This window comes from Rhizobium sp. AP16 (genome assembly GCF_000281735.1).
GTDB classification, from domain to species: domain Bacteria; phylum Pseudomonadota; class Alphaproteobacteria; order Rhizobiales; family Rhizobiaceae; genus Rhizobium; species Rhizobium rhizogenes.
Genome location: NZ_AJVM01000065.1, coordinates 411,192 through 435,089 on the forward strand (window position 1 = coordinate 411,192; position 23,898 = coordinate 435,089).

Below are 23,898 nucleotides of genomic sequence, written 5' to 3' on the forward strand. Positions count from 1 at the left end.
CCCTAATTCGCCCCGGTTTCGAATGCCATAGGACGATTGTCACAGTGACATGAATGCTCCTGATTGAAATCTCGATGAACGGACTTATTCTTGCTTCTGTTCGCAACGAGGACAGGTCATGCACGATCCCATCCCTACCGTCACCCTTCCCTCCGGCATCACAGTTCCGGCGCTCGGCCAAGGCACATGGAATATGGGAGAGAATGCCGCCCGCGCCAAGGACGAGATCGCCAGCCTGAAGACCGGTCTCGATCTCGGCATGACGCTGCTCGATACCGCCGAGATGTATGCCAACGGCGGTTCGGAGGAAATCGTCGGCCGGGCCATCGAGGGACGGCGTGACGAGGTGTTCCTGGTCAGCAAGGTCTACCCCCATAACGCCAGCCGCAAGGGCACGATCGAGGCATGCGAACGCAGCCTGAAGCGGATGAAGACCGACCGCATTGACCTCTATCTGCTGCATTGGCGCGGCGAGCATCCGCTGGCGGAAACGGTGGCCGCTTTCGAAAGCCTGAAGGCTTCGGGTAAGATCGGTGCCTGGGGCGTGTCGAATTTCGATGTCGGCGATATGGAAGAGCTATTTGCAGTTCCCAATGGCCGAAACGTCGCCTCCAATCAGGTGCTATACAATCTCGCCCGGCGCGGCATCGAATATGACGTGCTGCCCTGGTGCCAGGAGCGCAACATTCCGATCATGGCCTATTCGCCGATCGAACAGGGCCGATTGCTGCATCATCCTGATTTGATCCACATTGCAAAGACCTATCAGGCAACGCCTGCCCAGGTGGCGCTCGCCTTCCTGCTGGAGCGCGACGGCGTAATCGCCATCCCCAAGAGCTCCAATACGCAGCGAGTCGCCGAGAACCGCGATGCCGTTTCGCTCGATATCAGTGATGAGGACTGGGCCACCCTCGACGCCGCCTTCCCGCCGCCATCGCGGAAGAAACCGCTGGAAATGCTCTAGGCACGCGCCTCGGCGCGCTGCTGCGCAACGATCAGGTCGATTGCCTGAAAGACATCGATCAATTGCCAGTTCGCGGGATCGCGATAGGTCGGATAGAGCGAAAAAGCAGCCCCGGCGATCTGGTCGACCGTACGCAGCTTCGTTCTGTTCCCGGCAAGCGTCACCTTCGCAAGCACGCCAAAATGATCTTCCGTCACCCCCCAGCCGGCATAGAAAGGCGCGGCATAGCAGCGAACTGGAATGCCCCGCAGCAGCGCATCGAAGCCAAACTGGCTGGAGACCGTCCAGACCTCGTCCACCACACCAAGGATCGACGCCACCGATACGGCATCGTTGACAAAGATCGCTCCACCCTTGGCAGCAATCTCCGTGGTCAGATACCCCTTGGCATGACCGGCCATGACGTCCGGATGCGTCCGGATCAAGCACTGGGCATCGCTTCCCAGCGCATCGGCGAGCATTCGCTCGAACGAGGCGCTTGAACCGAGCGCCTTACCAACGGAGATATCGCCAACGACCTGGTCGACCAGCAAGATGCGGCGCTTCGTAGTGCGTTCGATTGAAGGGATCTTATGCGGCAGGTGATTGTATTTCGAGAGCCTGTGAAGAACGACCTGCTCGCGGATAGCCTTGCCGAGGTCACCCGCCTCGTCCGCACCGGCAATCAGCCGCTCAAGGCGCGACGGCCGGCTTGCATCCACCGGCAGTCCGAGATCGTCAACCACGATGGAGAGCGGCATGGCGCCCGTCTTCCCCAGTCCGACCGAGCGCAGAAAGCCGTCCTCGAGATTCCAAAGCGGCAGTCCGCGCCATCGTGAAATCGCCGCCGCCGTCTTCGCCGGTATGCGGCCACCCCAGGACAGCACGCCGCCGATGCCGGGTGACAGGGTGGTCGCGATCTTCTGCGCGCCGAAATAGTGGCCAAGCCAGGGAAAGGCATTGCGGACGTAGAAGGTGGCGCCGAGGCGCATACCATCAGGCGGATACCAGCTCTTTTCACTGGCTTCCGGCAAATGATCCCCGGTCGAAAACCCCACCTATGCTACCCCATTTGAGATGGGACCCATCACGCCCCGAACGCCGCGAAACCTATGCGACGCCCGGAGATCGGTCAATGATGGGGCTCTCTTACATCCCCTGCGAACCGCGGTTCATCGCCGCGATACCGGTACGGCAGACTTCGATCAGGCCGAGCGGCTTGATGATGGCCACGAACTGGTCGATCTTCGAGGATTTTCCGGTGATTTCGAAAATGAAATGCTCGACGGTGGCATCAACCACCTTGGCGTGGAAGGCGTCGGCCAGACGCAGCGTCTCGGAGCGGGTCTCGCCGTTCCCCGCGACCTTCAGCAGCGCCACTTCGCGCTCGATCGGCCGTTCCTGGCCGAGTTCGCGGGCGCGCACCGTCAGGTCGACGACGCGATGAACCGGCACGATGCGCTCGAGCTGTGCCTTGATCTGTTCCAGCACCTGCGGCGTGCCGCGCGTGACGACGGTGATGCGCGACAGATGTGCCTGATGCTCGGTTTCCGAAACCGTGAGGCTTTCGATGTTGTAGCCGCGACCGGAGAAAAGGCCGATGACGCGGGCAAGCACGCCGGGCTCGTTGTCGACGAGGACCGATAGCGTATGGCTCTCGGCTGCCGCCGTTTCCGGCGAAATGAAATAGGCGGAGCCCGTGGGTTGAAGGTGTGCGTTCATTGTCCTTGTTCCGTTTCCTCGGTTTTTATCTTCAGGAAGTCAGCAGGGCCTCTGCAATATATCGGCTAATCGAAAGGTCCGGGACCCGGGAAATTCCCGGACCCCGGCGATCCGATCAAACGAGCTGCCGGCCCTTGGCGTCGATGGCGTTGGCAACGGCTTCGTCGGTGGCTTCGTCCGGCAGCAGCATCTCGTTATGCGCCTTGCCCGAGGGGATCATCGGGAAGCAGTTTGCGAGATTGGCGACGCGGCAATCGAAGATGACCGGCTTGTTGACGTCGATCATCTCCTGGATGGCGGCATCCAGATCACCGGGCTTCTCGCAGCGCAGGCCGACGGCGCCATAGGCTTCCGCCAGCTTGACGAAATCCGGCATGGCTTCCGTATAGGAGTTCGACAGGCGGTTGCCGTGCAGCAGCTGCTGCCACTGGCGCACCATGCCCATGTACTGGTTGTTCAGGATGAAGATCTTGATCGGCGCATTGTGCTGGATCGCCGCCGACATTTCCTGAATGCACATCTGGATCGAGGCATCGCCGGCGATATCGATGACCAGGCTTTCCGGATGGGCGATCTGCACGCCGAGAGCCGCCGGCAGGCCGTAGCCCATCGTGCCAAGGCCACCGGAGGTCATCCAGCGGTTCGGCTCCTCGAAGCCGAAGAACTGCGCCGCCCACATCTGATGCTGGCCGACTTCGGTCGTGATGTAGGTATCGCGATGCTTGGTCAGCTCATAGAGGCGTTGGATGGCATATTGCGGCATGATGACATCGCCGCTCTGCTTGTAGGCGAAGGAATTGCGCGCGCGCCAGCGGGTGATGTTCTCCCACCAGCCGCCGAGACGATCGGCAGCCGGCTTCTGCGGCAAGGCCCGCCACAGGCGAACCATGTCTTCCAGAACATTGCCGACATCGCCGAGAATGCCGATATCGACGTGAACATTCTTGTTGATCGACGACGGATCGATATCGATGTGGATCTTCTTCGAATTCGGCGAGAAGGCATTCAGGCGGCCGGTAATACGGTCGTCGAAGCGCGCGCCGATGCAGACCATGACGTCGCAATCATGCATCGCCATGTTGGCCTCGTAGGAACCGTGCATGCCGAGCATGCCGAGCCAGCTCTTGCCCGATGCCGGATAGGCACCGAGACCCATCAGCGTCGAGGTGATCGGGAAACCGGTCAGCTCGACCAGCTCGCGCAGCAGCTTGGAGGCTTCCGGGCCGGAATTGACGACGCCGCCGCCGGAGTAGATGACGGGCTGGCGCGCATTCGCCATCAGCTCGATGGCCTGCTTGATCTTGCTGAGGTCGCCCTGAAGCTTGGGCTGATAGCTCTTCTGGACATCATGCGCTTCCGGCGGCGTATAGGTGCCGGTGGCAAACTGGACGTCCTTCGGAATATCGACGACAACAGGACCCGGACGGCCGGACTGGGCGATGCGGAATGCTTCGTGAATGACAGCGGCGAGCTTGTTAACGTCCTTGACCAGCCAGTTGTGCTTGGTGCAGGGCCGCGTAATCCCGACCGTGTCGCATTCCTGGAACGCGTCCGAGCCAATCAGCGACGTCGGAACCTGACCTGTCAGGCAGACCAGCGGGATGGAATCCATCAGCGCGTCCTGCAGCGGCGTGACCGCATTGGTCGCACCGGGACCGGAGGTGACCAGCATGACGCCGACCTTGCCGGTCGAACGGGCATAGCCTTCAGCCGCATGGCCCGCGCCCTGCTCATGGCGAACGAGAATGTGCTGGATATCGTCCTGCTGGAAGATCTCGTCATAGATCGGAAGAACAGCGCCACCCGGATAACCGAAAATGTGCTCGACGCCATTGTCCTTAAGCGCCCGCAACACGATCTCCGCGCCTGTCATCTGATTGCTGCTCGCCTGATTATCTGTGCCGGTCATACGTTTGTTCCGCTATCTGCTGGAGGTTTGGAAAAATGAAATCTCGATTTCGGGCATAAAAAAAGGCTCCTTGGGGAGCCTGTCATCTAGCGCATGGGTGGCTATCGCCGGATGGTTACACCATCCTGCCCATGCGCTGTCCCACCACAATAAGAACCGTCGAGTTTTTCATGGGTCGAAGTGATAGACAGAAAATTTCCAAGCGTCAACGTATTCCGCAATAAAAAATCGCGCCCTATCGCGATCACTTTAAAAAGTGGAGACAGCCGAAAGGGTTTTATTAAGCCGCCCTCCCTATGCTCCATCTCCTAACGCTGGGAGTAGCCGTTTGCTCAATAACGACTTGCAGACGTCCAGCAAAGCTGGAGACCTTGATCGCCGTGACGGACTGAAGCCGGGAAATCGTTTCCTCGGCCGCGTTGTCGCGTGCACAGGTTCCAGGGCAACCATTGCCGCGGTCGCCGAGGATGGCGGCACCGATTTGACCGAGCTTTGGTCCGTCGGCAAGCTGATCTCGATCAGCGTCGGCACCAATCGCGTTGCGGCTCTCGTCTACGCCATGAATACCGGCAGTAGCGGCTGGGGCGAAGGTGAGGACAATGTTTTCCGTATCGAGGTCGAGCTACTGGGCGAAGTCCACGTCGGACCAAACGGCCGCGAGGAGTTTTCAAGCGGCATTTCGGCCTATCCCTATCTCGGCGCCATCGCACATCGCATTCGCGCCGCCGACCTCATACGTATCTATGACGCCGGCAAGGACAGCAGTTGCGTCATCGGCAAGTTGACGCAGGACGAGAGCATCGACGCCGCCATCCATATTCCCTCGATGCTGGCCAAGCATTTCGCCGTTGTCGGCTCCACCGGCGTCGGTAAATCGACCGCTGTCTCGCTGCTCTTGCACAAGGCGATCGCCTCTGATCCCAAGCTGCGCGTGCTGATCCTCGACCCACACAACGAGTTTGCCGCGGCCTTCCCCAAGCACTCCGTCGTCATCGATACCGATACGCTCGACCTGCCCTTCTGGCTGATGCGGCTGGAGGAATTCGCCGAGGTCATTTTCCGCGGTCGTCCGCCGATCGCCGACGAGTTGGACATGTTGCGCGACATTATTCCGGAGGCGAAGCGCGCCTTTCGCGGCAGCGATTCACCGCTGATGCGCCGCCAGTCCGAGAAAAGCTCGGTGACCGCCGATACACCGGTGCCCTATCGCATGGCCGACCTGCTGGCCCTGATCGATGAGCGCATTGGCCGGCTCGAGGGCCGCCAGGAAAAGCCGCATCTACGCTCCCTGAAAATGCGCGTCATCTCAGCGATCAACGATCCGCGCTACCACTTCATGTTCTCCAACAACACGATCAGCGACACGATCATGGAGACGATCGCGCAGATCTTCCGCATTCCGGGCGACGACAAGCCGATCTGCACCTTCCAGCTCGCCGGCATTCCTTCCGAAGTCGTCAATTCCGTCGCCTCCGTCCTCTGCCGCATGGCTTTCGAACTCACGCTCTGGAGCGATGGCGCGATCCACATGCTTGTCGTCTGCGAGGAGGCACATCGCTATATCCCCGCCGATCCGACGCTCGGCTTCTTCCCGACCCGCCAGGCGATCGCCCGCATTGCCAAGGAAGGCCGCAAATACGGCGTATCGCTCGGCATCATCACCCAGCGCCCGGGCGAACTCGACCAGACGATCCTGTCGCAATGCTCGACAGTGTTTGCCATGCGTCTCGCCAATGACCGCGACCAGGACATCATCCGCTCCGCCATTCCGAACTCCTCGATCTCAACCACCAGCTTCCTCTCCTCCATCGGCAACGGCGAGGCCATTGCCTTCGGCGAGGCGATTGCGGTGCCGATGCGTATGCGCTTTTCCCGCGTTGAGGAGCACCTGCTGCCGAAGGCCAATGGCAGCGTCGCGAGAACCAGCGAGGAAACGCCCGATACCGTCGATCTGCGCACCATCGTCAGCCGCATGCGTTCGATCACAGGCCCCGATATCTCCACCTTCCAGCAGAGTTATGCGACCGTGCACGACGCCGCGGACGATGACAATATGGAAGACGATTTCGGCAATGATCATGTCGAGCAGCCCGCACCCACGCCGCAGCCGACAAGAATTGCCGCGCCACCGATAGAGCCCTATCGGCCCGACATGCTGCCGCGCGCTCCGGTACCCGCCGTCGACACCACACCCCGAACATCGATCGACAGCCGGCTTGCCGAACTGCGCCGCGACTATCGCGGCGAGGACAACACGGGCAACCAGCCGTCACCGGCAAGAGACGCCGCCGCACCGCCGCGGCGCGAACCCGGCCTGTCACTGCGCGACAGCATCCTGAAGAAGCCGCTGAGCAGCCTTTACAACAAGGACTGACGCCAATTACGGACTGACGCGCTCCCAGCTCTCATCCATCTGGTTGCGAAACCAGGTCATTTGCCGCTTCGCATATTGCCGTGTCGCGGCCGCGCCGGTATCCAAAACCTCCGCGCGCGTCATCTCACCCCTCAGCATCGCGGCGATCTGCGATACGCCGATCGCCTTCATGACGGGCATTTCCGGTGACAGGCCCAACGCCAGCAGCGCTTTCACCTCAGCTTCGGCCCCCATGGCGAGCATCTTCTCGAAACGGCCGTTGATACGCTGATGCAGGACGGCGCGATCCGGCAGCACCACGATTTTCCGCGCGCGGCCGGCGTCGATAATGACAGGCCCTGTCTTGCCCTGAAAAGCCGCGATGGATTGCCCCGTCGCCTCGATCACTTCCAGAGCCCGCACGATACGCTGGCCGTCCTGGGGGCTGAGACTTTCCGCCACGGTTGGATCGCAAAGAACAAGCTCTCGATAAAGCTCGTCGGTCCCCTCAACCAGCAGCCGCTCCCGCAGGCGGCTGCGAATCTCCGTGGGGATATCGGGCATGTCGGAAAGCCCACCGGTCAGCGCCTTGAAATAAAGCCCTGTGCCGCCGACAAAAACCGGCGTCCGCCCTTCTTCGTGCAATTGCGCCACCAATGCCGCCGCCTCACGCAGCCAGACGCCGGTGGAATAAGCTTGCCCCGCCGGCACATGGCCGTAAAGATGATGCGGAATGCCCTCCATATCGGTTTCAGACGGACGGGCCGTCAGCACGCTGAGCGTGTCATAAACCTGCATGCTGTCGGCATTGACCACAACACCGCCATGCGCGCGCGCCAATTCCACTGCAAGCGCGGACTTGCCGCTGGCGGTCGGCCCGGTTATCAGGATCGCGTCGATATCGCTCATAGGATTTCTGATCATGGCCTTCGTTGCCACGCTTATTGCCAATCCGTCAAACCCCGTTCTCGCTCCGGCCATCGCCGAGCGCGCGTCGGACGCCGTCAAAGCGTCAGGACTTTATTGGCTGGCCGACGGCATCGCCTGCGATATCGCATTGCGCGACGGCACCGACCTCAATGCCGCCGAAACCGATATTCGCGCCGTCATCGGCAGCGCGCCGATCGATCTGGTCATCCAGGACGCGGAGACGCGGCGCAAGAAGCTGCTGATCGCCGACATGGATTCGACCATGATCGGGCAGGAGTGCATCGACGAGCTGGCAGCCGAAGTCGGCCTCAAGGACAAGGTCGCAACGATTACCGCCCGCGCCATGAACGGCGAGATCGCCTTCGAACCGGCAACGCGCGAACGCGTCGCTCTCTTGAAGGGCCTGCCGATCTCCGTTGTCGACGAGGTCATCGCCAAGCGCATCACCCTCACCCCAGGCGGACCCGAACTGATCGCCACGATGAAGGCGAAAGGCTACTACACCGCCCTCGTCTCCGGCGGCTTTACCGTCTTCACGAGCCGCATCGCCGCGACCCTGGGTTTCGATGAGGACCGCGCCAATATCCTGCTGGAAGACAACGGCATCCTGACCGGCCATGTCGCCGAACCGATCCTCGGCAAGCAGGCCAAGGTCGACGCGCTCAACGATATCGCCGAAAAGCTCGGCATTTCCACGGATGACGCGCTTGCCGTCGGCGACGGCGCGAACGATCTCGGCATGCTACAACTCGCCGGCTCTGGCGTCGCCCTCCACGCCAAACCGTCGGTGGCCGCCGAGGCCAGGATGCGTATCGATCATGGCGACCTAACCGCCCTGCTCTACATTCAGGGCTATCGCAAGAGTGATTTCGTCAGAGCATAATTTCGGCGGGAACCCATCAAGGATCGTATGCCATCATGATCATTGCCGAAACCGAACGCCTCATCATCCGCAACTGGCGGGACGAAGATCGTGATCTCGCCTATGAGATCAATTCCGATGATAGGGTGATGGAGTTCTTTCCATTCCGGCGCAATCGCGTGGAAGCGGATGCATTTTTCGAGCGCGTGCGATCCATGATCGCCGACACTGGTCTTGGCCTCTATGTATTGGAGCTCAAAGCCAGTGGCGAGGCCATCGGATATTGCGGGCTGATGCGGACGGATCATCTGGAGCCATTCGTCGCGGCAGGAACCGTCGAGATCGGCTGGCGGCTGGTACCGCAGCATTGGGGCAAGGGGTTTGTCAGCGAAGCGGCACGGACATTGCTCGCCCATGGCTTCGAGACGCTCAATCTCGATCGGATCGTTTCCTTCGCCGTCCATAACAACGTCAGATCGACGTCCGTGATGGAGCGGATCGGCATGCATCGTATCGAGGACGGCGATTTTGATCACCCCGGCGTTCCCGATACCTATCCGCACCTGAAGCGCCATGTTCTCTACAGCCTGGCCGCCGCCGAATGGCGGCTGCAGCAAGCGCCCAAGGACTGACGACTACTCCAGCGCCACGGCGATGAAACGCAGGTCACCACTCGGAGACGCGATCATCAACTGCGCATTGCGCCGGCCTTCCCGCTTCAGCGATGCGACTTTCTCCGAGGCAGCGGTCGGCGTCTGTACGAATTCCTGCGCCACTTCCACAACGACATCGCCGGGCTTCAGCCCCTTCTCGGCCGCGGCCGAACCCGGCGCGACCTCGGTGATGACAACACCGTCGACACTGTCGGCGATGCCGAAGCTCTTGCGGTTTTCGGCATTCAGGGTGGCGAGTTTCATGCCGAGCACGCTCTGGGCAGCCTGCTGCTGCGGTGCCTGCGGTTGCTGGTCGCCGCCCTGATCCTGACCGTCCATGCCGTCATCGCCATCATCGCCCCCGTCGGGATTGATGACACCGTCATTGCCGCCGCTGCCATCGTCGTCCGGCGCGAGCTTCGGCGTCTTGTTCTTGTCGTCGCCCCCGCTCTTGTCGCTGCTTGCCGCGGCGGCCTGGTCGCTGTCCTCGAGCCGGCCGAGCGTGACCTTGACGGTCTGCTGCTTGCCGTCGCGCATGATGACCACGTCGACGGCCTTGCCCACCGGGCTCTCGGCAACGACGCGCGGAAGATCGCGCATCTCGTCCACGTCCTTGCCATCGAATTTCAGGATGACATCGCCGGCCTTGATCGAACCATTGTCGACAGGCCCGCCCTTGATGACGCCGGCCACCAGCGCGCCCTTGGCGCCATCGAGGCCGAGGCTGTTGGCGACATCGTCGGTGACCGGCTGAATACGCACACCAAGCCAGCCGCGGCGGGTCTCGCCGAAATCCATGAGCTGCTTGACGACGCCCTCGGCCAGCTCGGACGGCACGGCAAAGCCGATGCCGATGGAACCGCCGCTCGGGGAAATGATGGCCGTATTAATGCCGATCACCTCGCCCTTCATGTTGAAGAGTGGCCCACCGGAATTGCCCTTGTTGATCGCCGCATCCGTCTGGATGAAATTGTCATAGGGTCCGGCGTTGATGTTGCGGCCCCGCGCCGAGACGATGCCGACAGTCACCGAGCCGCCGAGGCCGAAGGGATTGCCGATGGCCATCACCCAATCGCCGATCCGCATCTTGGCGGAATCGCCGAATTTCACCGACACCAGCGGTCGCTTCGACTCCACCTTGAGCACGGAAAGGTCGGTCTTGGTATCCGTACCGATCAGCCGCGCCTTCAGCTTGTTGCCGTTCGGGAAGATCACCTCGATATCGTCAGCGCCCTCGATGACGTGATTGTTGGTGACGATATAGCCCGTGGGATCGATGACGAAGCCGGAGCCGAGCGAGCTGACCTTGCGATTGCTGTTATCGTTGTTGCGGTTCTTGAAGAAGTCGTTGAAGAAATCCTGGAACGGCGAATTGTCAGGCACCTTGGGGTTTGCCGGACCATCGCCCTGGTCCTTGACCTTCTGCGACGTCGAAATATTGACCACAGCATCGAGCAGGCCGGATGCCAGGTCGGCAACGGAAGCCGGGCCGGCATTCATCGCCGGATTGCCGGCAATGGCAGGCGCTGCTGCTGGATTGGTTGCCGGCGCGGTCGCGCCGCCTGTCGGAGCCTGAGCCGGACTGGTTGCTGCGGCTGGCGCCTGATTATCGGAGGTCGGGGGCGTCTGTGCCGTCTGCGCACGCGCCTGTTCGACATTGCCCAGAACGGGACCGGCAATCAGAGCCACGCTGGCCAGAAGAGCGAACGAACGTCTGAAAGACAGGCGAATGGTCAAAGCCATCAGGCATCCTCATCGAGAAAGGGAAATCTTGTATAAGCATCACCATAAGGCGGAATGATGAAGCGCGTAATCACCTTTTTGCGATATCCCCGCGCCTCGGTCTACCCTTTGCAATCATGGTAAAGCCGACGCGGCTCCACAAAAAAACAAGGGGCCGCCAACCGGCAGCCCCTCGAATTTCGGCTATATGTCGCTCGCCAATTTGCGAGTTTCACCGTTCACGGCTTAGCCGGTGCCGACGTGGTAGCCGAGCCGGCCGAACTGTCGAAATACTTGAAGAATTCCGACTGGTTCGGCGGCAGTACCAGTGTCTTGCCGCCCGAGCCGAACGACGTGCGATAGGCGGCCATCGAGCGATAGAACTCGTAGAAGCTCGGATCACGCGTGGAAGCATCGGCAAAGATGCCATTGCGTTCGGCTTCGCCCTGACCGCGCAGGATTTCCGAATCCTTCTGCGCGTCCGCGATGATCTCGACAACCTGACGGTCGGCGACAGCACGGCGGCGCTGGCCTTCTTCATTACCCCGGGCGCGGATCAGTTCCGCTTCCGCCAGACGTTCGGCCTTCATGCGGTCGTAGGTCTGCTGCGACACCTCCTGGGTCAGGTCGGTGCGGCGGATGCGAACATCCTCGATGTTGAGACCGAGGGTCTCCGCATCGCGATGCAGATCGTCGCGGACTTCCGTCATCATCGAGGCGCGCTCTTCGGAGAGAGCGGCTTCGAAACCGCGCAGACCGTAGACCCGGCGCAGCGAGGCGTCGAGGCGGGTTCTGAGGCGCGATTCCGCCGCATCGCGATCGCCCGATACCGTCTCGCGGAATTTCCGCGCATCGGTGATCCGGTAGACGACGAAGGCGTCGACCTCATAGAACTTGCCGCCCGAAACCTGGACACGGATATTGTCCAGATCGAAGCGCAGTTCCTGATCCTGGATATATTGCACCCGATCAGCATCCATGAAGGCGAAGGGCAGCTTGAAGTACAGGCCCGGCTCGGTCTTGACTTCGCGGATCTGACCGAAGCGCAGAACGATCGCCTGCTCGCGGGCATTGACCACGAAAACCGAGGAATAAACGATCAGCAGCAACACCGCGAGCGCGATGAGAATGGTTGGCAAACGGCTGGACGTCATTATTTGGCCTCCGGCTGAACTGCAGTTGCAGACTTGCCGCCCGTCTGCGTCGTGGACTTGCCGAGATCATTCAGCGGCAAGTAGGGCAAGACGCTCTGCTTGTCGTCGATGATGATGCTGTTGGAATTGCCGATAACGGACTCCATGGTTTCGAGGAACAACCGCTTGCGGGTCACATCCGGCGCCTTGACGTATTCGTCGTAGATCGAGATGAAACGCTGCGCTTCACCCTGAGCTTCCTTGACGACACGATCCTTATAGGCAGCGGCCTCTTCGCGAATCTGGGCGGCACCACCACGGGCCTGACCCAACTTCTGGTTGGCGTATTGATTGGCCTCTTGTACCTGCTGGTCTTCGTTCTGCTCGGCGCGCTGCACCTCGTCGAAGGCATCGGCTACTTCGCGCGGCGGAGACACGTCTTCGATCGGCACGGCATTGATGGAAATGCCGGCGCTATAGCGATCCATCGTGTCCTGAATGATGTTTCTCACCTCGACAGCGACCTGCTGGCGATTGTCACGGTAGATGTCCTGGGCCGGACGACGGCCGACCACTTCGCGCATGGCGCTTTCGGCGACCTGCTGCAAAGTCTCATCGGGGCTTTCAACCTCGAACAGATAGGCCTGTGGATTGGTGACGGTATAGAGCACCGAGAACTGAACATTGACGATGTTCTGGTCGCCCGTCAGCATCAGACCGGCATTGGAGCCGGAACCCGAACGCCCGCCGATATTGCGCTGCTGTTCGGTAACCTTGGCGATCTCGACGCGATCCATCGGCCAGAAATGGAAATGCAGGCCGGGCATGGATACTTCGGCGCGGGGCTTGCCGAACCGCAATTCAACACCGCGTTCGTCCGGCTGAACCGTATAGACGCACTGAATAAGCCAGAAAACGGCAATGACCGCCGCGACAATAAGAAAAGCACCGCCGTTGAAACCGCCGGGAACGAGCCCCTTCAGCCGGTCCTGGCCACGACGAATAATGTCTTCAAGGTCCGGAGGCCCACCGCCGCCGTTACCGCGAGGCCGGTTCGGTCCCTGCCCCCATGGCCCTTGATTATTTCCGCCGCCGCCTCCGCTGCCGCCGCCGCCCCATGGGCCGCCGCCGCCATTCTGATTGCTCCAGGGCATCAAAACCTCTTTGTTAGTGAACTCCCAATCATCGCACCAAACTTTGTCGTTCTCAGTACGAACGTCGCAGATGATGGCGATTGCCCCGTTATAGGTATCGACACACCTGCTTTCAACGCAACTTTAGGAAGTTCCTCGGATTTATTGGAAAATAGTTGCTTTCTAAGTGCAGCTTTTACGCTGGTCTCCTGAAGTAGCGAACAAACCGTGTTGGATAATTGTCCTTCTCGCCCGCCGGCACGGCGAGCTCGCTATCAACCACCCACACGGCTGGATCGATCACCGGAAAGGACGTATCGCCGTCCACCTCGGCTTCCACATGGGTGATCAGCAACCGGTCGGCATGGCTCATCGCCTGCCGATAAATCTCGCCGCCGCCGAGGATGCAGATTTCATCCGCGCCGCTTTCTGCGGCGAGATCAGCCGCGACATCGATAGCGTCATCCAGCGAATGCACGACCGTCACGCCCTCGGCAGAAAAGCCGCTATCACGCGTAATCACCACATTCGGACGGCCCGGCAGCGGCTTGCCGATCGACTGAAACGTCTTGCGCCCCATGATAACGGGCTTGCCGAGCGTCAGGGCCTTGAAGCGCTTGAGGTCGGACGACAGCCGCCAGGGCATGTCGCCATCGCGGCCGATGATGCCGTTGCTCGATACGGCAACGACGATGGTTTTGATTGGTTCGCTCATCCTTCTCCCTCGCTCGGCGATCGACAGCCTCATATGCGCGTCGGGCTCACCGCCTTGCAAGCTGATATCCGCGGCTATGCAGGCAAAATTGCCGGTCCTGCGACAACCTCAAGCGCCGACGTTGAGACGATCCAATTCGCCGGCAAGCACGCCGCCTGCCTCCCGGTCCTCGGCCATCTTGCGATAGAGGCCGGCCATGCCCCTGAAGATCAGGGCGGCGGGATCATCCTCGCCGAGGAATTCGGCGATCTCTTCCATTTCCGCAACCCAGCGATAGGCCTTTGGATACATGTCCGGAATACTCTGGGCAAACTTGCGGTCAAGGTCGGATTGACTTTCCTGGAGCTCCCGTTTCAGACCCTCATCCGCTCCGGACCTGATCGCGGCAAGCAGCATGGCGGTGCCGAGGCCCGTGACGCCTTTGTTGATGCCGGCATAACACATCTTCAGTGCCGACGAAGCGCCAATCCCCCCATCGATACGGCGCACCTGAAGCCCATGGTCGGCCAGCATGCCGCTCCTGTTTGCGGCATCGCCGCTGACGTAGAGCTTGGGGCCTTTCTGGCCGGACTTCGGCGGCGCGCCGATGATCGATCCGTCCAGGACTTCGCCACAGTCGCCACCGAAAACCGAAGCAACCTGGGCCATCGTCTTCGGCGAGATCGCATTGCAGTCTATGAATGTGGTCGTCCTGCCACGGCGTCGCAACGCGGCGGACAGAAGCTCGGCCACGCCAATAGCCTCCGCGGGTGGAACGATGGAAAGGATGATGTCGGCCTCGACAAGGCGATCCAGCCCGACGGCCTTCATGCCCACTGCCTTCGCCCGCTCGACAGTCGCAGCCGATCGACCTTCAACATAAGTGAGAACGTGAGCGCCACCCTCGACCAATCGCCCCGCAATGGCGCTCCCCATCGCACCGGCTCCAATGACTCCGATATCCATCAGCGATCTCCTTCCCCTTGTTTAAAGATGAAGGCTATCTGGGACCTCGCGGAATACATGGCGGGTAAGGCGCGAAACGACGAGGGATAGCTTCGGGCCTATTCGTAAATAAAAATGCACGGGGATGTAAGTCAACTTCACGAGATGAACGGGCTGTACTGATCGACGCCTTGAGAGCCAGGGTCCAGCCTAGAACTCCAAGAGACCTTTCCTGGCAAGACCGATAGCCTTCATGATCAAGGCCGGACTCTGCGCGATGCCGAGCGGGTCCATTTTCAAAAAGCTGAAGATGGCCCCTACGCTCTTGGCACGATCGCGGCGACTGTTGCGCATGATCAAATAGGAGATACCCATTCTCGTCTTGTTGATATGCTCGTCCAGAATCTGTCTATCGTCGTCATCGAGCTTGAAACTCGCACCCACCCTTTTCCAGAACAGAAGGTTGCCGAGCAGGCGGACCAGAACCTTCGGGCTGTCCCAGGAATAGGCGTCGCGATAAACGGAGACGCCCTTGTCCCGATCCCCATTCACATTGCTCGAAAATGTCACCGGCGATCCGCTATTGGCGATCGAAAGCCAGAAGAAATAATCCTCACCCGAATAGCGCAGATCGGAATCGAACCGCAGATCCCTGAATCTGGAAAATCTGTAAACAACGGTGGAGGTCTGCGAGATATATTCTCTGATAAAGGCCTTGAACGCCAATCTCGGCTTGAACTGGAAGATATTCAAAGCGGGCTCGACAATCTCCCAATCGCCAGCACTGGCGGCGCGGCTGAAATACTTGGTTTTCTCGAAAGTCGTAACGGGCCTGTCTTCATAATTGTCGCTGAAGTAGAATACGCCTTCGTCGCCAAGCGCCCTCATGGCGGTCCTGAGATGATCTTCGAACCAGACATCATCGGAATCAAGAAAGGCGACAAACTCCGTCTCTGCGGGAACTGCATCAAGCGCATTGTTTCTGGCCGCTGCCGGGCCGGCATTCTGCTGCGCTATTATTTCAAAACTGACATTCTCCGGAAACTGCAGATGCGAGATTTCAGACAGCGGATCTACGGGGGATTCGTCGTTCACGATCAGGATATGAACCCTGGCGTCATCCGGCAGCCTCTGGCCAATAATGGATTGTACGGCCGCAGTCAGAAAGCCGCTTTTGCGTTGGAAAAAAGGTATAATGGCAGCAATTTTTGTCATCAAAGTCCTTCCAGCGACTATATCGCAGAACGCATGTCGAGATAGCGCACGAATACTGTCCGAAGTGTAACGTGCCACAATTACGGCGGCGGATGCAACAATCCGTAAAGAAGGTTTGCGCTTGATCTTAATAATCTAAATTATAAAATCGAACCCGCGGATATAATAATGCATACTTATCATATCTTTTTATCGAGCATGCACTCATGTCGGCCGCATTCAATTTCGATATTCATGTAATATTTCAAATAGAGAGCAAAATTTCGACGGGATTGTTTCCCAAAATTTCCATAGCAAGCAGTATTATTTCCAGAGCAGCGATCACGCATAAGCCTTACCCCAGTAGCCGTGCAAAATCTGTACTGGTGTTCGCTTCCGTGCCTCAGAAACGGCAATGCCGGCAACCTTGCGGCCGCCGGCACCCCTCTCGTCTTGCACCAATCTTAATCGGTAATCCCGAACTCTAGTCGCCAGCGCGTCGTCTGCTTGACCTAACTTAGATCATCCAGCGAAGACCCGGCCATCAAACAGCTTTCGCGCTGTCCTGACCGTCCCCGCCCCCTTGATCGAGCCGTCGTCGCCGATATCCAGAAAGACCTCCATCGCGCCGGTCGGATGCTCGATCAGATAGCGCCCATCGGATGGAGCCGCCGCCAACGTTGCGGCAGGACTGCCCGCAAGGCGCGTTGCAGTCGCGACGGTAACGGCGGCGAGAACGCCGACGGACGCATGAACCCGGTGCGGGATGAAGCTCCGCGTCGAGATCGCACCATCGTGCTTCGGCGCCGACACCAGGGTCATCTTCGGAACCGAAGCTGCCTTGACATCGCCGAGGTTCATCATTGGCCCCACCTTCAGGCGGATAGCTTCGATCCGGGATTTCAGCTCCGCGTTGGCTTCGATCGCCTCGCGGGTTTCCTCACCCGTCAGCCCGAAGTCGGCGGCCCGCATGATGACACAGGGCATGCCATTGTCGATCAAGGTTGCCTCTATCCCGTCGATGACATCGACCTCGTTCCCGGTCGGCAGCAGCGCGCCGCACATTGAGCCGGCTATATTCATGAACAGCAACGGGACGGCCGCATGACTACCGGGAACACCGGCAATTTCGGTCGCGCCAGCATAGTTCACGCGACCGCCCGGCGTCTCTATTCGAGCGACCGCCACCTCGCCGGAATTCAGCATATGGATGCGGACCTCGGTAACGCCGTCGTTCGACTTGACCAGGCCACGCTCGATGGCCGCCGGCCCGACACCGGCGAGAATATTGCCGCACCCCTGCGCATCGCTGACAACAGCCTGATCCACGAAAACCTGAAGGAACAGATAGTCCACATCGGCGTCGGTGCGCGTCGAAGGCGACAGCACGGCGACCTTCGACGTCAACGGATCGGCCCCTCCGATCCCGTCGATCTGCCGCGGATCGGGCGACCCCATGATTTTCAGCAGCAGTGCATCCCGTTCGGCGGGATCCGCCGGAAGATGTTCGGCGAGAAAATATGCGCCCTTGGAGGTGCCCCCTCGCATCCACAGGCAAGGGATACCGTCCTCATACATATTTCAGCCCCTTTGCGAGCAGCGTCGGCCGCATCCCGTAGATATCCAGCCCGAGTTCCCCGGCGGCGAGCCGCTTGCGTTTGGCGTCCTCGTTGGCCAGGCGGCTTTCAGCCGCGATAACAACGGCTTCCGCCTCCTCCCGCTTGACGACGCAAACGCCATCGTCATCAGCGATGATGACATCGCCGGCCTCGATATAGGCACCGGCACAGACCACGGGCACGTTGACGGAGCCCAACGTCTCCTTGACGGTCCCTTGAGCCGATATCGCCTTCGACCACACAGGAAAGCCCATCTGCGTGAGATCGCGTATGTCGCGGACACCGGCGTCGATGATAAGGCCCTTGCATCCGCGCGCCGATGCCGAGGTCGCGAGCAGATCGCCGAAATAGCCGTTGTCGCAGGGCGATGTCGGCGCGAGAACGAGGATATCCCCCTGCTTCAACTGCTCGATCGCCACGTGTAGCATCCAGTTGTCGCCGGGAGGCGCCGATATGGTTACAGCCGAGCCGGCAATCTGCGCGCCGGCATAGATCGGACGCATATAGCTGGCGAGCATGCCCTTGCGGCCCTGCGCCTCATGCACGGTCGCAACCCCGGCATATGCCAGCCGATCGATCACGTCCTGTGGAACCCGAGCGACGTCCTGCACAACAATACCCATTACGCGTCTCCTTGCTTTTTAACCGGGGGCGTCCCGTGGGTGTGAAACGTCTCGATCGTCTTCAACCCCCAGGCCTGCCCCTTCTTTCGCTCCGTCTCCGTCCAGACCACAGGCTTCCAATCTGGAGCCAGGATCAGGCGTGCGCCGGAATTGGCGAGTTCCACACGGTTGCCGGCAGGCTCCCAGACGTAGAGGAAGAATGTGCCCTGGATCGCATGCTTGTGCGGACCGGTCTCGATGTGCACGCCGTTTTCGAGAAAGATGTCGGCGGCGCGCAATATCTCTTCGCGGCTATCGGTGGCGTAAGTTACGTGATGAAGACGCCCGCCTCCGCCGCCATGCTCTTCGGTGCAGGCAAGATCATAGGTCTTGTTGTTGACGGTGAACCAGCAGCCACCAAGCCTGCCATTGTCGAGCTGGATCATCTCCGTTACGCGCGAACCGAGGCAGGTCTCCATGAAGCGCCTGAACTCGGCAACATCAGAGGCCAGCAAGTTCAGATGATCGAGACGTCGCGGATGGCACCCGCGCGCATGATATCGTTGCGCGACATTCTTCAGCGCCGGTTTTTCATGCTCGGGCGGCGAATAGCGGACGGTGTCCCAATAGATCTCGAACACATGGCCGAACGGGTCCTCAAACCGGAATGCGCGGCCGTGGCCAAGGTCGCCATCGACCCAGCCGACAACCTTGAAACCACTCGCTTCGATCGCCTTGACACGCCGCTCCAGCGCCGCCTCGGATGACACGCGGTAGGCGATGTGCCCGACACCGGTCGTATGATGCCGGGTGAGCTTCAGCGTGTGGAACTCGTAATCGTCCCACGCCCGCAGATAGGCCGACTGTTCGTCCTGACCGGCAAGCGTCAGCCCATAGACGTTCACGAAGAAGTCGAGGCTCTCCTCGAACTTGTCGGAGTACATCTCCACATGCGCCAGATGGGCAATATCAAAGCAGGGTTCCATGTCACGCTCCTCTCGAGAGCTCATTAGAGCTCATCGACCGTGCGTGGGAAGACCGACTGGAAACCCTCTGCATATTTCGAGGCGCGACCGCCCGATTGGCCGCCCGAATTGCGCTGGAAATGATTGGCGCGGTTCTGGGCAACGCGGGTGTAGAACTCCCAGAGATGCTCCTGCCCCTCCATGCATTCGATGGCGGCCCGTTTCTTTTCCCAGACAGATGTAATGTCGAGGAAGACATCGGGCTTCCAGCCCATCTGTTCGGTCTGGTGCGGTTCGAACAGGTAAAGCTGCGGCGCACCGAGCACCTTCTCACCCGGATTGTGGCCCCACGCCTGCGCGATCATCCGGGTCTCAAGGGCAACCTGCGTCGCATACATATGGTCGGTATTATAGGGATCATATTGCGAATGGCTGAGCATGAAGGCAGGCTGCACCTTCCTGATCACGTCGACCAGGCGATACTTGTCCTCGTCCGTCAGGCGAAGCGGATAGTCGCCGAGGTCAAAGCTGATGAGGTCGTGGACGCCAAGCGCCTTGGCCGCCTTTTCCGATTCCGCCCGTCGCGCCGCCTTGACCTGCTCGAGCGTAATGCCCGGCTGCTTCCAGAGCTTGGCGGATTCTCCGCGCTCGCCAAAGGACAAGCAAACGACGGTCACCTTATAACCAAGTTCCGCATGCAGCGCGATCGCGCCGCCGCAGCGCCATACGAAGTCAGCCGCGTGTGCGCTGATGACAAGTGCAGTCTTTTGTTCCGACATGGGATCTCCTTCCGAATTGCGCGTGATTTCACGCCGGAGGGGGCCTTTTGCCAATTTGGATTTGATGCCTCACCGATAAGTTTTGGCTATAGCCACGCAGGCAGGCTCGCACTCCCGACAAGGTGCCTATAGCTTTTTCTTATGAGGAAGCGACCATTTTGAAATGGGCAACTGCCCCGCTTCCCGTCATGGCTAGTCACCATTCAAGACCCAAAAGGTCCTGCGAAAGATGCGTTCGGGAGAAATGGCCAGATCTGGCAGCCTCGGAGGAGCGTCATCCGGGACAGGGAGGAAAAATGCTAACCCTTTTATTCGACGGCCTCGCCTATGGCATGCTGTTGTTCGTGCTCTCGTGCGGACTGGCGGTCACCTTGGGGTTGATGAATTTCATCAATCTGGCGCATGGCGCCTTCGCGATGGCCGGCGGCTATGTGACCGTTATTTTGACCAACAGATGGGGTGTCCCCTTTCTGCTGACGCTGCCGATCGCCTTCATTGCCACGGCAATCGCCGGGGTCATTCTCGAAAAGGCGCTCTATGCACGCCTCTATGACAAGACGCCGCTCGACCAGGTGCTGTTTTCGATCGGCATCGTCTTCATGGCGGTGGCTGGCATCGATTACGTCATGGGATCGCAGCAGCAGATCCTAAACCTGCCCGATTTCCTGCGCGGCCGCATTACCCTGTTCGGCGTCGGCATCGGCGTCTATCGCGCCTTTCTCATCATCGTCTGCGGTGCGCTTGCCGTTGCGCTGCAAATGGTTCTGGCTCGTACGCGGTTCGGGAGCAGGTTGCGCGCATCGGTGGATGACCGGCGCGTCGCTCGCGGTGTCGGCATTCACGTCAACACGATTTTTGCCGTGACGTTCGCGGTCGGATCCGGCCTCGCCGGACTTGGCGGCGCGCTCGGGGCCGAGATCCTCGGCCTCGACCCGACATTCCCGCTCAAGTTCATGGTCTACTTCCTGATCGTCGTCTCCGTCGGCGGCACGTCCAGCATGTACGGCCCTCTCTGTGCTTCCATCCTGCTCGGCGTCGCGGACGTTCTCGGCAAATATTACGTGCCGTCGCTCGGCGGCTTCATCATTTATATCATCCTCGTGGCGGTGCTGGTCGTCCGGCCCCAGGGTCTCTTCGCGAGGGCCAACTGATGCAGACATCCCATTCCACCATCCCTGCTCTGAAGCAGCGGGTATCTGATGTCATGAGGCGCTCGGCGCGCTGGAGCCTCCTTGAGCTGGCGTTCTGGGCTCTGGCTGTCGCCTCCTGGTTCCTCTTCCCCAACCAGCATCTGATCCTGACCGAGATTGTCGGCTTCGCCATTCTCGCACTCTCGATCGATCTGATGCTCGGCTATGCCGGCATTGTCTCTCTCGGACAGGCGGCGATGTATGGCGTCGGTGCCTATGCAAGCGGCCTCTTCTCGATCCATGTCACCGGCGAGCCGCTGTCTGGGCTGGTCGTCGGGGCGCTCTCGGGCGCGGTCGTTGCCTTCCTGACGAGCTTCCTGCTGCTGCGCGGCGGCGACCTGACGCGACTGATGGTAACGCTTGGCGTCGCCGCGGTCTTTGCCGAAATCGCCAATCAGGCAAACTGGCTCACCGGTGGCGCCGATGGCCTGCAGGGCATCAGCATCGACCCCCTCTTCGGCATCTTCGACTTCGATATTTACGGACATACGGGCTATGCCTACAGCCTCGCCGTGCTGTTCCTGCTGTTCCTGCTGGCGCGACTGATCGTGTCCTCGCCTTTCGGCTATTCGCTGAAGGCGATCCGAGACAATCCGCTACGCGCGTCGGCAGTCGGCGTTCCCGTCAATGCACGGCTCGTCGCCATATACACGCTCTCCGGCGCCTATGCCGGGATCGCCGGCGCACTGTTTGCCCAGACACAGCAATTCATCTCGCTAGACGCACTGTCGTTCCAGAAATCCGCTGATGGCCTGATGATCCTGGTCATCGGCGGAACGGGCTATCTGTATGGCGGCATCATCGGCGCCCTGGTCTATGAATTGATCCAGGACGGGCTGTCCTCGCTCACGCCGCAATACTGGCAGTTCTGGCTTGGCATGCTCCTGGTCGCCTTCGTCCTCATCGGGCGTGATCGCCCCCGTCAGCTCGTGCTTTCGCTCTCCGCCCGCCTCGCCACCATTCGCGGCAACCTCTTCAGAGGTCGCACTTCGACCCGGAGGGCACCATGACCGCAGCTGTTCTCGAGACAAAACAACTCAACAAGATGTTCGGCGCCCTGAAGGCCACGACCGACGTCTCGTTTCGCCTGGAAAGCGGTGCTCGCCATGCACTGATCGGGCCGAATGGCGCGGGCAAGACAACGCTCATCAATCTTCTGACCGGCGTGCTCACGCCTTCAAGCGGACAGATCCTGCTGAATGGCGAGGACGTCTCGTCGCTCAAGCGCGAAAAGCGCGTGCAGCGCGGTCTGGTGCGCACGTTTCAGATCAACCAGCTTTTCGGCGATCTGAATGTCGTGGAAAGCCTGGGCCTCGTCATCAGCGAGCGGCAAGGACATGGCAAGGACTGGTTTCGTCTCGCCGGAAAGCTTCCGGGCATCGAGGACGAGATTGCCGGCCTGGTTCAGGATTTCGGCCTGGATACCGTCCTCGACCAGCCATGCTCCGGCCTGCCCTATGGCAAGCAGCGACTTCTCGAAATCGCCATGGCAATCGCCTGCAAGCCCAAGGTTCTTCTTCTCGACGAACCGGCGGCCGGCGTGCCGGAAGCAGACCGGCATGAGGTTCTGGCAAGGCTGACAGCCCTGCCCGCCGATGTCTCGATCCTGCTGATCGAACACGACATGGACCTGGTCTTCAATTTCGCCGACCGGATCTCCGTTCTCGTCGCAGGCGCACTCTTCGCGGAAGGCACCGTCGACGAGATTTCGACGGATCCCCGGGTCAAGGAAGTTTATCTCGGAGGGGCGCACCATGCCTGAGCTCTTGATGCTGGACGGCCTGAAAGCGGGCTATGGCAAGGCCGTCATTTTACACGGCATCAGCCTCTCGGTCGGCCAGGGGGAAGCGGTCGCCCTCCTCGGCCGCAATGGCGTCGGCAAGACGACGACGCTCAACAGCATCGTCGGCCTGACGCGCTATCATGGCGGCAAGGTCACGGTCAGCGGTCAGAGCATCGAACGCATGACGCCGGAACGTCGCGTCGAGGCGGGTGTCGGCTGGGTGCCGCAGGAGCGGGGCATATTCAGGTCACTGACGGTTGAGGAAAACATCACGGCCGTTGCACGCCCCGGCAAATGGAGCCTTCAGGCGGTCTATCTGCTCTTCCCGAGGCTGGAGGAACGCCGAAACAATTACGGCAACCAACTGTCAGGCGGCGAACAGCAGATGCTCTCGATCGCCCGCGCGCTCGTTCTCAATCCGAAGATATTGCTGCTCGATGAGCCTACCGAAGGATTGGCACCGATCATCGTGGAAGAGCTGCTCACCGCTATCCGGCGCATCGTCCGCGATGAGGGCATGGCCGCCATCATCGTCGAGCAGCATGCGCAACAAATTCTCGCGATCACCGACAAGGCCGTGATCCTCGAGCGTGGTGCGGTCGCCTATTCCGGAAGCAGTACCGCCTTGGCACAGGACAGCTCGACACTGGGCAAATTCCTTGGGGTCGGCGCGGGGACATCGGCGCCGGTAACGCCAGGCTCCGCGCAACGAAAACACTGACCGCCCAAGTCCACGCCGGAAAGAGGGCCGGTTTGAACTACGTCCA

General features: G+C 60.2%; 22 protein-coding genes. 8 read left to right on the plus strand and 14 right to left on the minus strand.

Features of this window, described 5'->3' with window-relative positions:
• Positions 1 to 118 precede the first annotated feature (118 nt).
• Positions 119 to 964 (plus strand): aldo/keto reductase, encoded by an 846-nt coding sequence (locus PMI03_RS20105; protein WP_007696966.1) that lies wholly within the window; start codon positions 119 to 121, stop codon positions 962 to 964.
• Here the strand turns inward: PMI03_RS20105 and PMI03_RS20110 are convergent.
• From PMI03_RS20110 to PMI03_RS20120, 3 genes are all read right to left on the minus strand, one after another.
• The gene (locus tag PMI03_RS20110; protein WP_007696969.1) at positions 961 to 1,935 is read right to left on the minus strand and encodes a capsular polysaccharide biosynthesis protein; all 975 of its coding nucleotides are present in this window, start codon (positions 1,933 to 1,935) and stop codon (positions 961 to 963) included. The two genes, PMI03_RS20105 and PMI03_RS20110, sit on opposite strands and share 4 nt — an antisense overlap.
• Positions 1,936 to 2,092: 157 nt before the next feature.
• On the minus strand, positions 2,093 to 2,665 hold the full coding sequence (ilvN, locus tag PMI03_RS20115; RefSeq protein ID WP_007696970.1) for an acetolactate synthase small subunit: 573 nt from the start codon (positions 2,663 to 2,665) through the stop codon (positions 2,093 to 2,095).
• A 115-nt stretch (positions 2,666 to 2,780) separates the two neighbouring features.
• On the minus strand, positions 2,781 to 4,574 hold the full coding sequence (locus PMI03_RS20120) for an acetolactate synthase 3 large subunit (protein ID WP_007696972.1): 1,794 nt from the start codon (positions 4,572 to 4,574) through the stop codon (positions 2,781 to 2,783).
• A 328-nt stretch (positions 4,575 to 4,902) separates the two neighbouring features.
• On the opposite strand from PMI03_RS20120, the gene PMI03_RS20125 reads away from it, so the two are divergent.
• A complete protein-coding gene (locus PMI03_RS20125) occupies positions 4,903 to 6,948 on the plus strand; it encodes an ATP-binding protein (protein ID WP_007696974.1) in 2,046 nt (681 codons plus the stop codon).
• Positions 6,949 to 6,954: 6 nt separating this feature from the next.
• Here PMI03_RS20125 and miaA read toward each other — a convergent pair whose 3' ends face one another.
• Positions 6,955 to 7,851 (minus strand): tRNA (adenosine(37)-N6)-dimethylallyltransferase MiaA, encoded by an 897-nt coding sequence (gene miaA, locus PMI03_RS20130; RefSeq protein ID WP_039974411.1) that lies wholly within the window; start codon positions 7,849 to 7,851, stop codon positions 6,955 to 6,957.
• Between miaA and serB the strand changes: the two genes are divergently transcribed.
• A complete protein-coding gene (serB, locus tag PMI03_RS20135; protein ID WP_007696979.1) occupies positions 7,850 to 8,740 on the plus strand; it encodes a phosphoserine phosphatase SerB in 891 nt (296 codons plus the stop codon). The two genes, miaA and serB, sit on opposite strands and share 2 nt — an antisense overlap.
• Positions 8,741 to 8,775: 35 nt before the next feature.
• Positions 8,776 to 9,351 (plus strand): GNAT family N-acetyltransferase, encoded by a 576-nt coding sequence (locus tag PMI03_RS20140; protein WP_007696982.1) that lies wholly within the window; start codon positions 8,776 to 8,778, stop codon positions 9,349 to 9,351.
• Between the two features lie 3 nt (positions 9,352 to 9,354).
• Here the strand turns inward: PMI03_RS20140 and PMI03_RS20145 are convergent, their stop codons facing one another.
• From PMI03_RS20145 to PMI03_RS20190, 10 genes are all read right to left on the minus strand, one after another.
• The gene (locus PMI03_RS20145; protein ID WP_007696985.1) at positions 9,355 to 11,115 is read right to left on the minus strand and encodes a Do family serine endopeptidase; all 1,761 of its coding nucleotides are present in this window, start codon (positions 11,113 to 11,115) and stop codon (positions 9,355 to 9,357) included.
• 218 nt (positions 11,116 to 11,333) lie between these two features.
• Entirely contained in the window at positions 11,334 to 12,248 is a 915-nt protein-coding gene (gene hflC / locus PMI03_RS20150; protein ID WP_007696987.1) for a protease modulator HflC, read from the minus strand.
• The gene (gene hflK / locus PMI03_RS20155; RefSeq protein ID WP_007696989.1) at positions 12,248 to 13,381 is read right to left on the minus strand and encodes an FtsH protease activity modulator HflK; all 1,134 of its coding nucleotides are present in this window, start codon (positions 13,379 to 13,381) and stop codon (positions 12,248 to 12,250) included. The genes hflC and hflK overlap by 1 nt, the downstream gene beginning before the upstream one ends.
• A 175-nt stretch (positions 13,382 to 13,556) precedes the next feature.
• Positions 13,557 to 14,075, minus strand: a complete 519-nt coding sequence (locus PMI03_RS20160; RefSeq protein ID WP_007696992.1) for a dihydrofolate reductase — start codon at positions 14,073 to 14,075, stop codon at positions 13,557 to 13,559.
• Positions 14,076 to 14,183: 108 nt separating this feature from the next.
• On the minus strand, positions 14,184 to 15,020 hold the full coding sequence (locus PMI03_RS20165) for an NAD(P)-dependent oxidoreductase (protein WP_007696995.1): 837 nt from the start codon (positions 15,018 to 15,020) through the stop codon (positions 14,184 to 14,186).
• A gap of 189 nt (positions 15,021 to 15,209) precedes the next feature.
• The gene (locus tag PMI03_RS20170) at positions 15,210 to 16,292 is read right to left on the minus strand and encodes a glycosyltransferase family A protein (protein ID WP_309574424.1); all 1,083 of its coding nucleotides are present in this window, start codon (positions 16,290 to 16,292) and stop codon (positions 15,210 to 15,212) included.
• A gap of 423 nt (positions 16,293 to 16,715) precedes the next feature.
• The gene (locus PMI03_RS20175; RefSeq protein WP_007696999.1) at positions 16,716 to 17,771 is read right to left on the minus strand and encodes a 4-oxalomesaconate tautomerase; all 1,056 of its coding nucleotides are present in this window, start codon (positions 17,769 to 17,771) and stop codon (positions 16,716 to 16,718) included.
• Positions 17,764 to 18,435, minus strand: coding sequence for a 4-carboxy-4-hydroxy-2-oxoadipate aldolase/oxaloacetate decarboxylase (locus PMI03_RS20180; RefSeq protein ID WP_007697001.1), 672 nt, complete (start codon positions 18,433 to 18,435; stop codon positions 17,764 to 17,766). Before PMI03_RS20180 ends, PMI03_RS20175 begins: the two co-directional genes overlap by 8 nt.
• Complete coding sequence (locus tag PMI03_RS20185) at positions 18,435 to 19,400, minus strand: VOC family protein (RefSeq protein ID WP_007697003.1); 966 nt, start codon at positions 19,398 to 19,400, stop codon at positions 18,435 to 18,437. Before PMI03_RS20185 ends, PMI03_RS20180 begins: the two co-directional genes overlap by 1 nt.
• Positions 19,401 to 19,423: 23 nt before the next feature.
• Positions 19,424 to 20,158 (minus strand): PIG-L deacetylase family protein, encoded by a 735-nt coding sequence (locus PMI03_RS20190; RefSeq protein ID WP_007697005.1) that lies wholly within the window; start codon positions 20,156 to 20,158, stop codon positions 19,424 to 19,426.
• Positions 20,159 to 20,454: 296 nt separating this feature from the next.
• Between PMI03_RS20190 and PMI03_RS20195 the strand changes: the two genes are divergently transcribed.
• The 4 genes from PMI03_RS20195 to PMI03_RS20210 are packed head-to-tail and all read left to right on the plus strand — an operon-like array spanning position 20,455 to position 23,852.
• Positions 20,455 to 21,309 (plus strand): branched-chain amino acid ABC transporter permease, encoded by an 855-nt coding sequence (locus PMI03_RS20195; protein ID WP_007697007.1) that lies wholly within the window; start codon positions 20,455 to 20,457, stop codon positions 21,307 to 21,309.
• On the plus strand, positions 21,309 to 22,358 hold the full coding sequence (locus PMI03_RS20200) for a branched-chain amino acid ABC transporter permease (protein ID WP_007697010.1): 1,050 nt from the start codon (positions 21,309 to 21,311) through the stop codon (positions 22,356 to 22,358). The genes PMI03_RS20195 and PMI03_RS20200 overlap by 1 nt, the downstream gene beginning before the upstream one ends.
• Positions 22,355 to 23,110: an ABC transporter ATP-binding protein gene (locus PMI03_RS20205; protein ID WP_007697020.1), complete on the plus strand. Its 756-nt coding sequence runs from the start codon at positions 22,355 to 22,357 to the stop codon at positions 23,108 to 23,110. The genes PMI03_RS20200 and PMI03_RS20205 overlap by 4 nt, the downstream gene beginning before the upstream one ends.
• Positions 23,103 to 23,852: an ABC transporter ATP-binding protein gene (locus PMI03_RS20210; protein WP_007697024.1), complete on the plus strand. Its 750-nt coding sequence runs from the start codon at positions 23,103 to 23,105 to the stop codon at positions 23,850 to 23,852. Before PMI03_RS20205 ends, PMI03_RS20210 begins: the two co-directional genes overlap by 8 nt.
• The last annotated feature ends 46 nt before the right edge of the window (positions 23,853 to 23,898 follow it).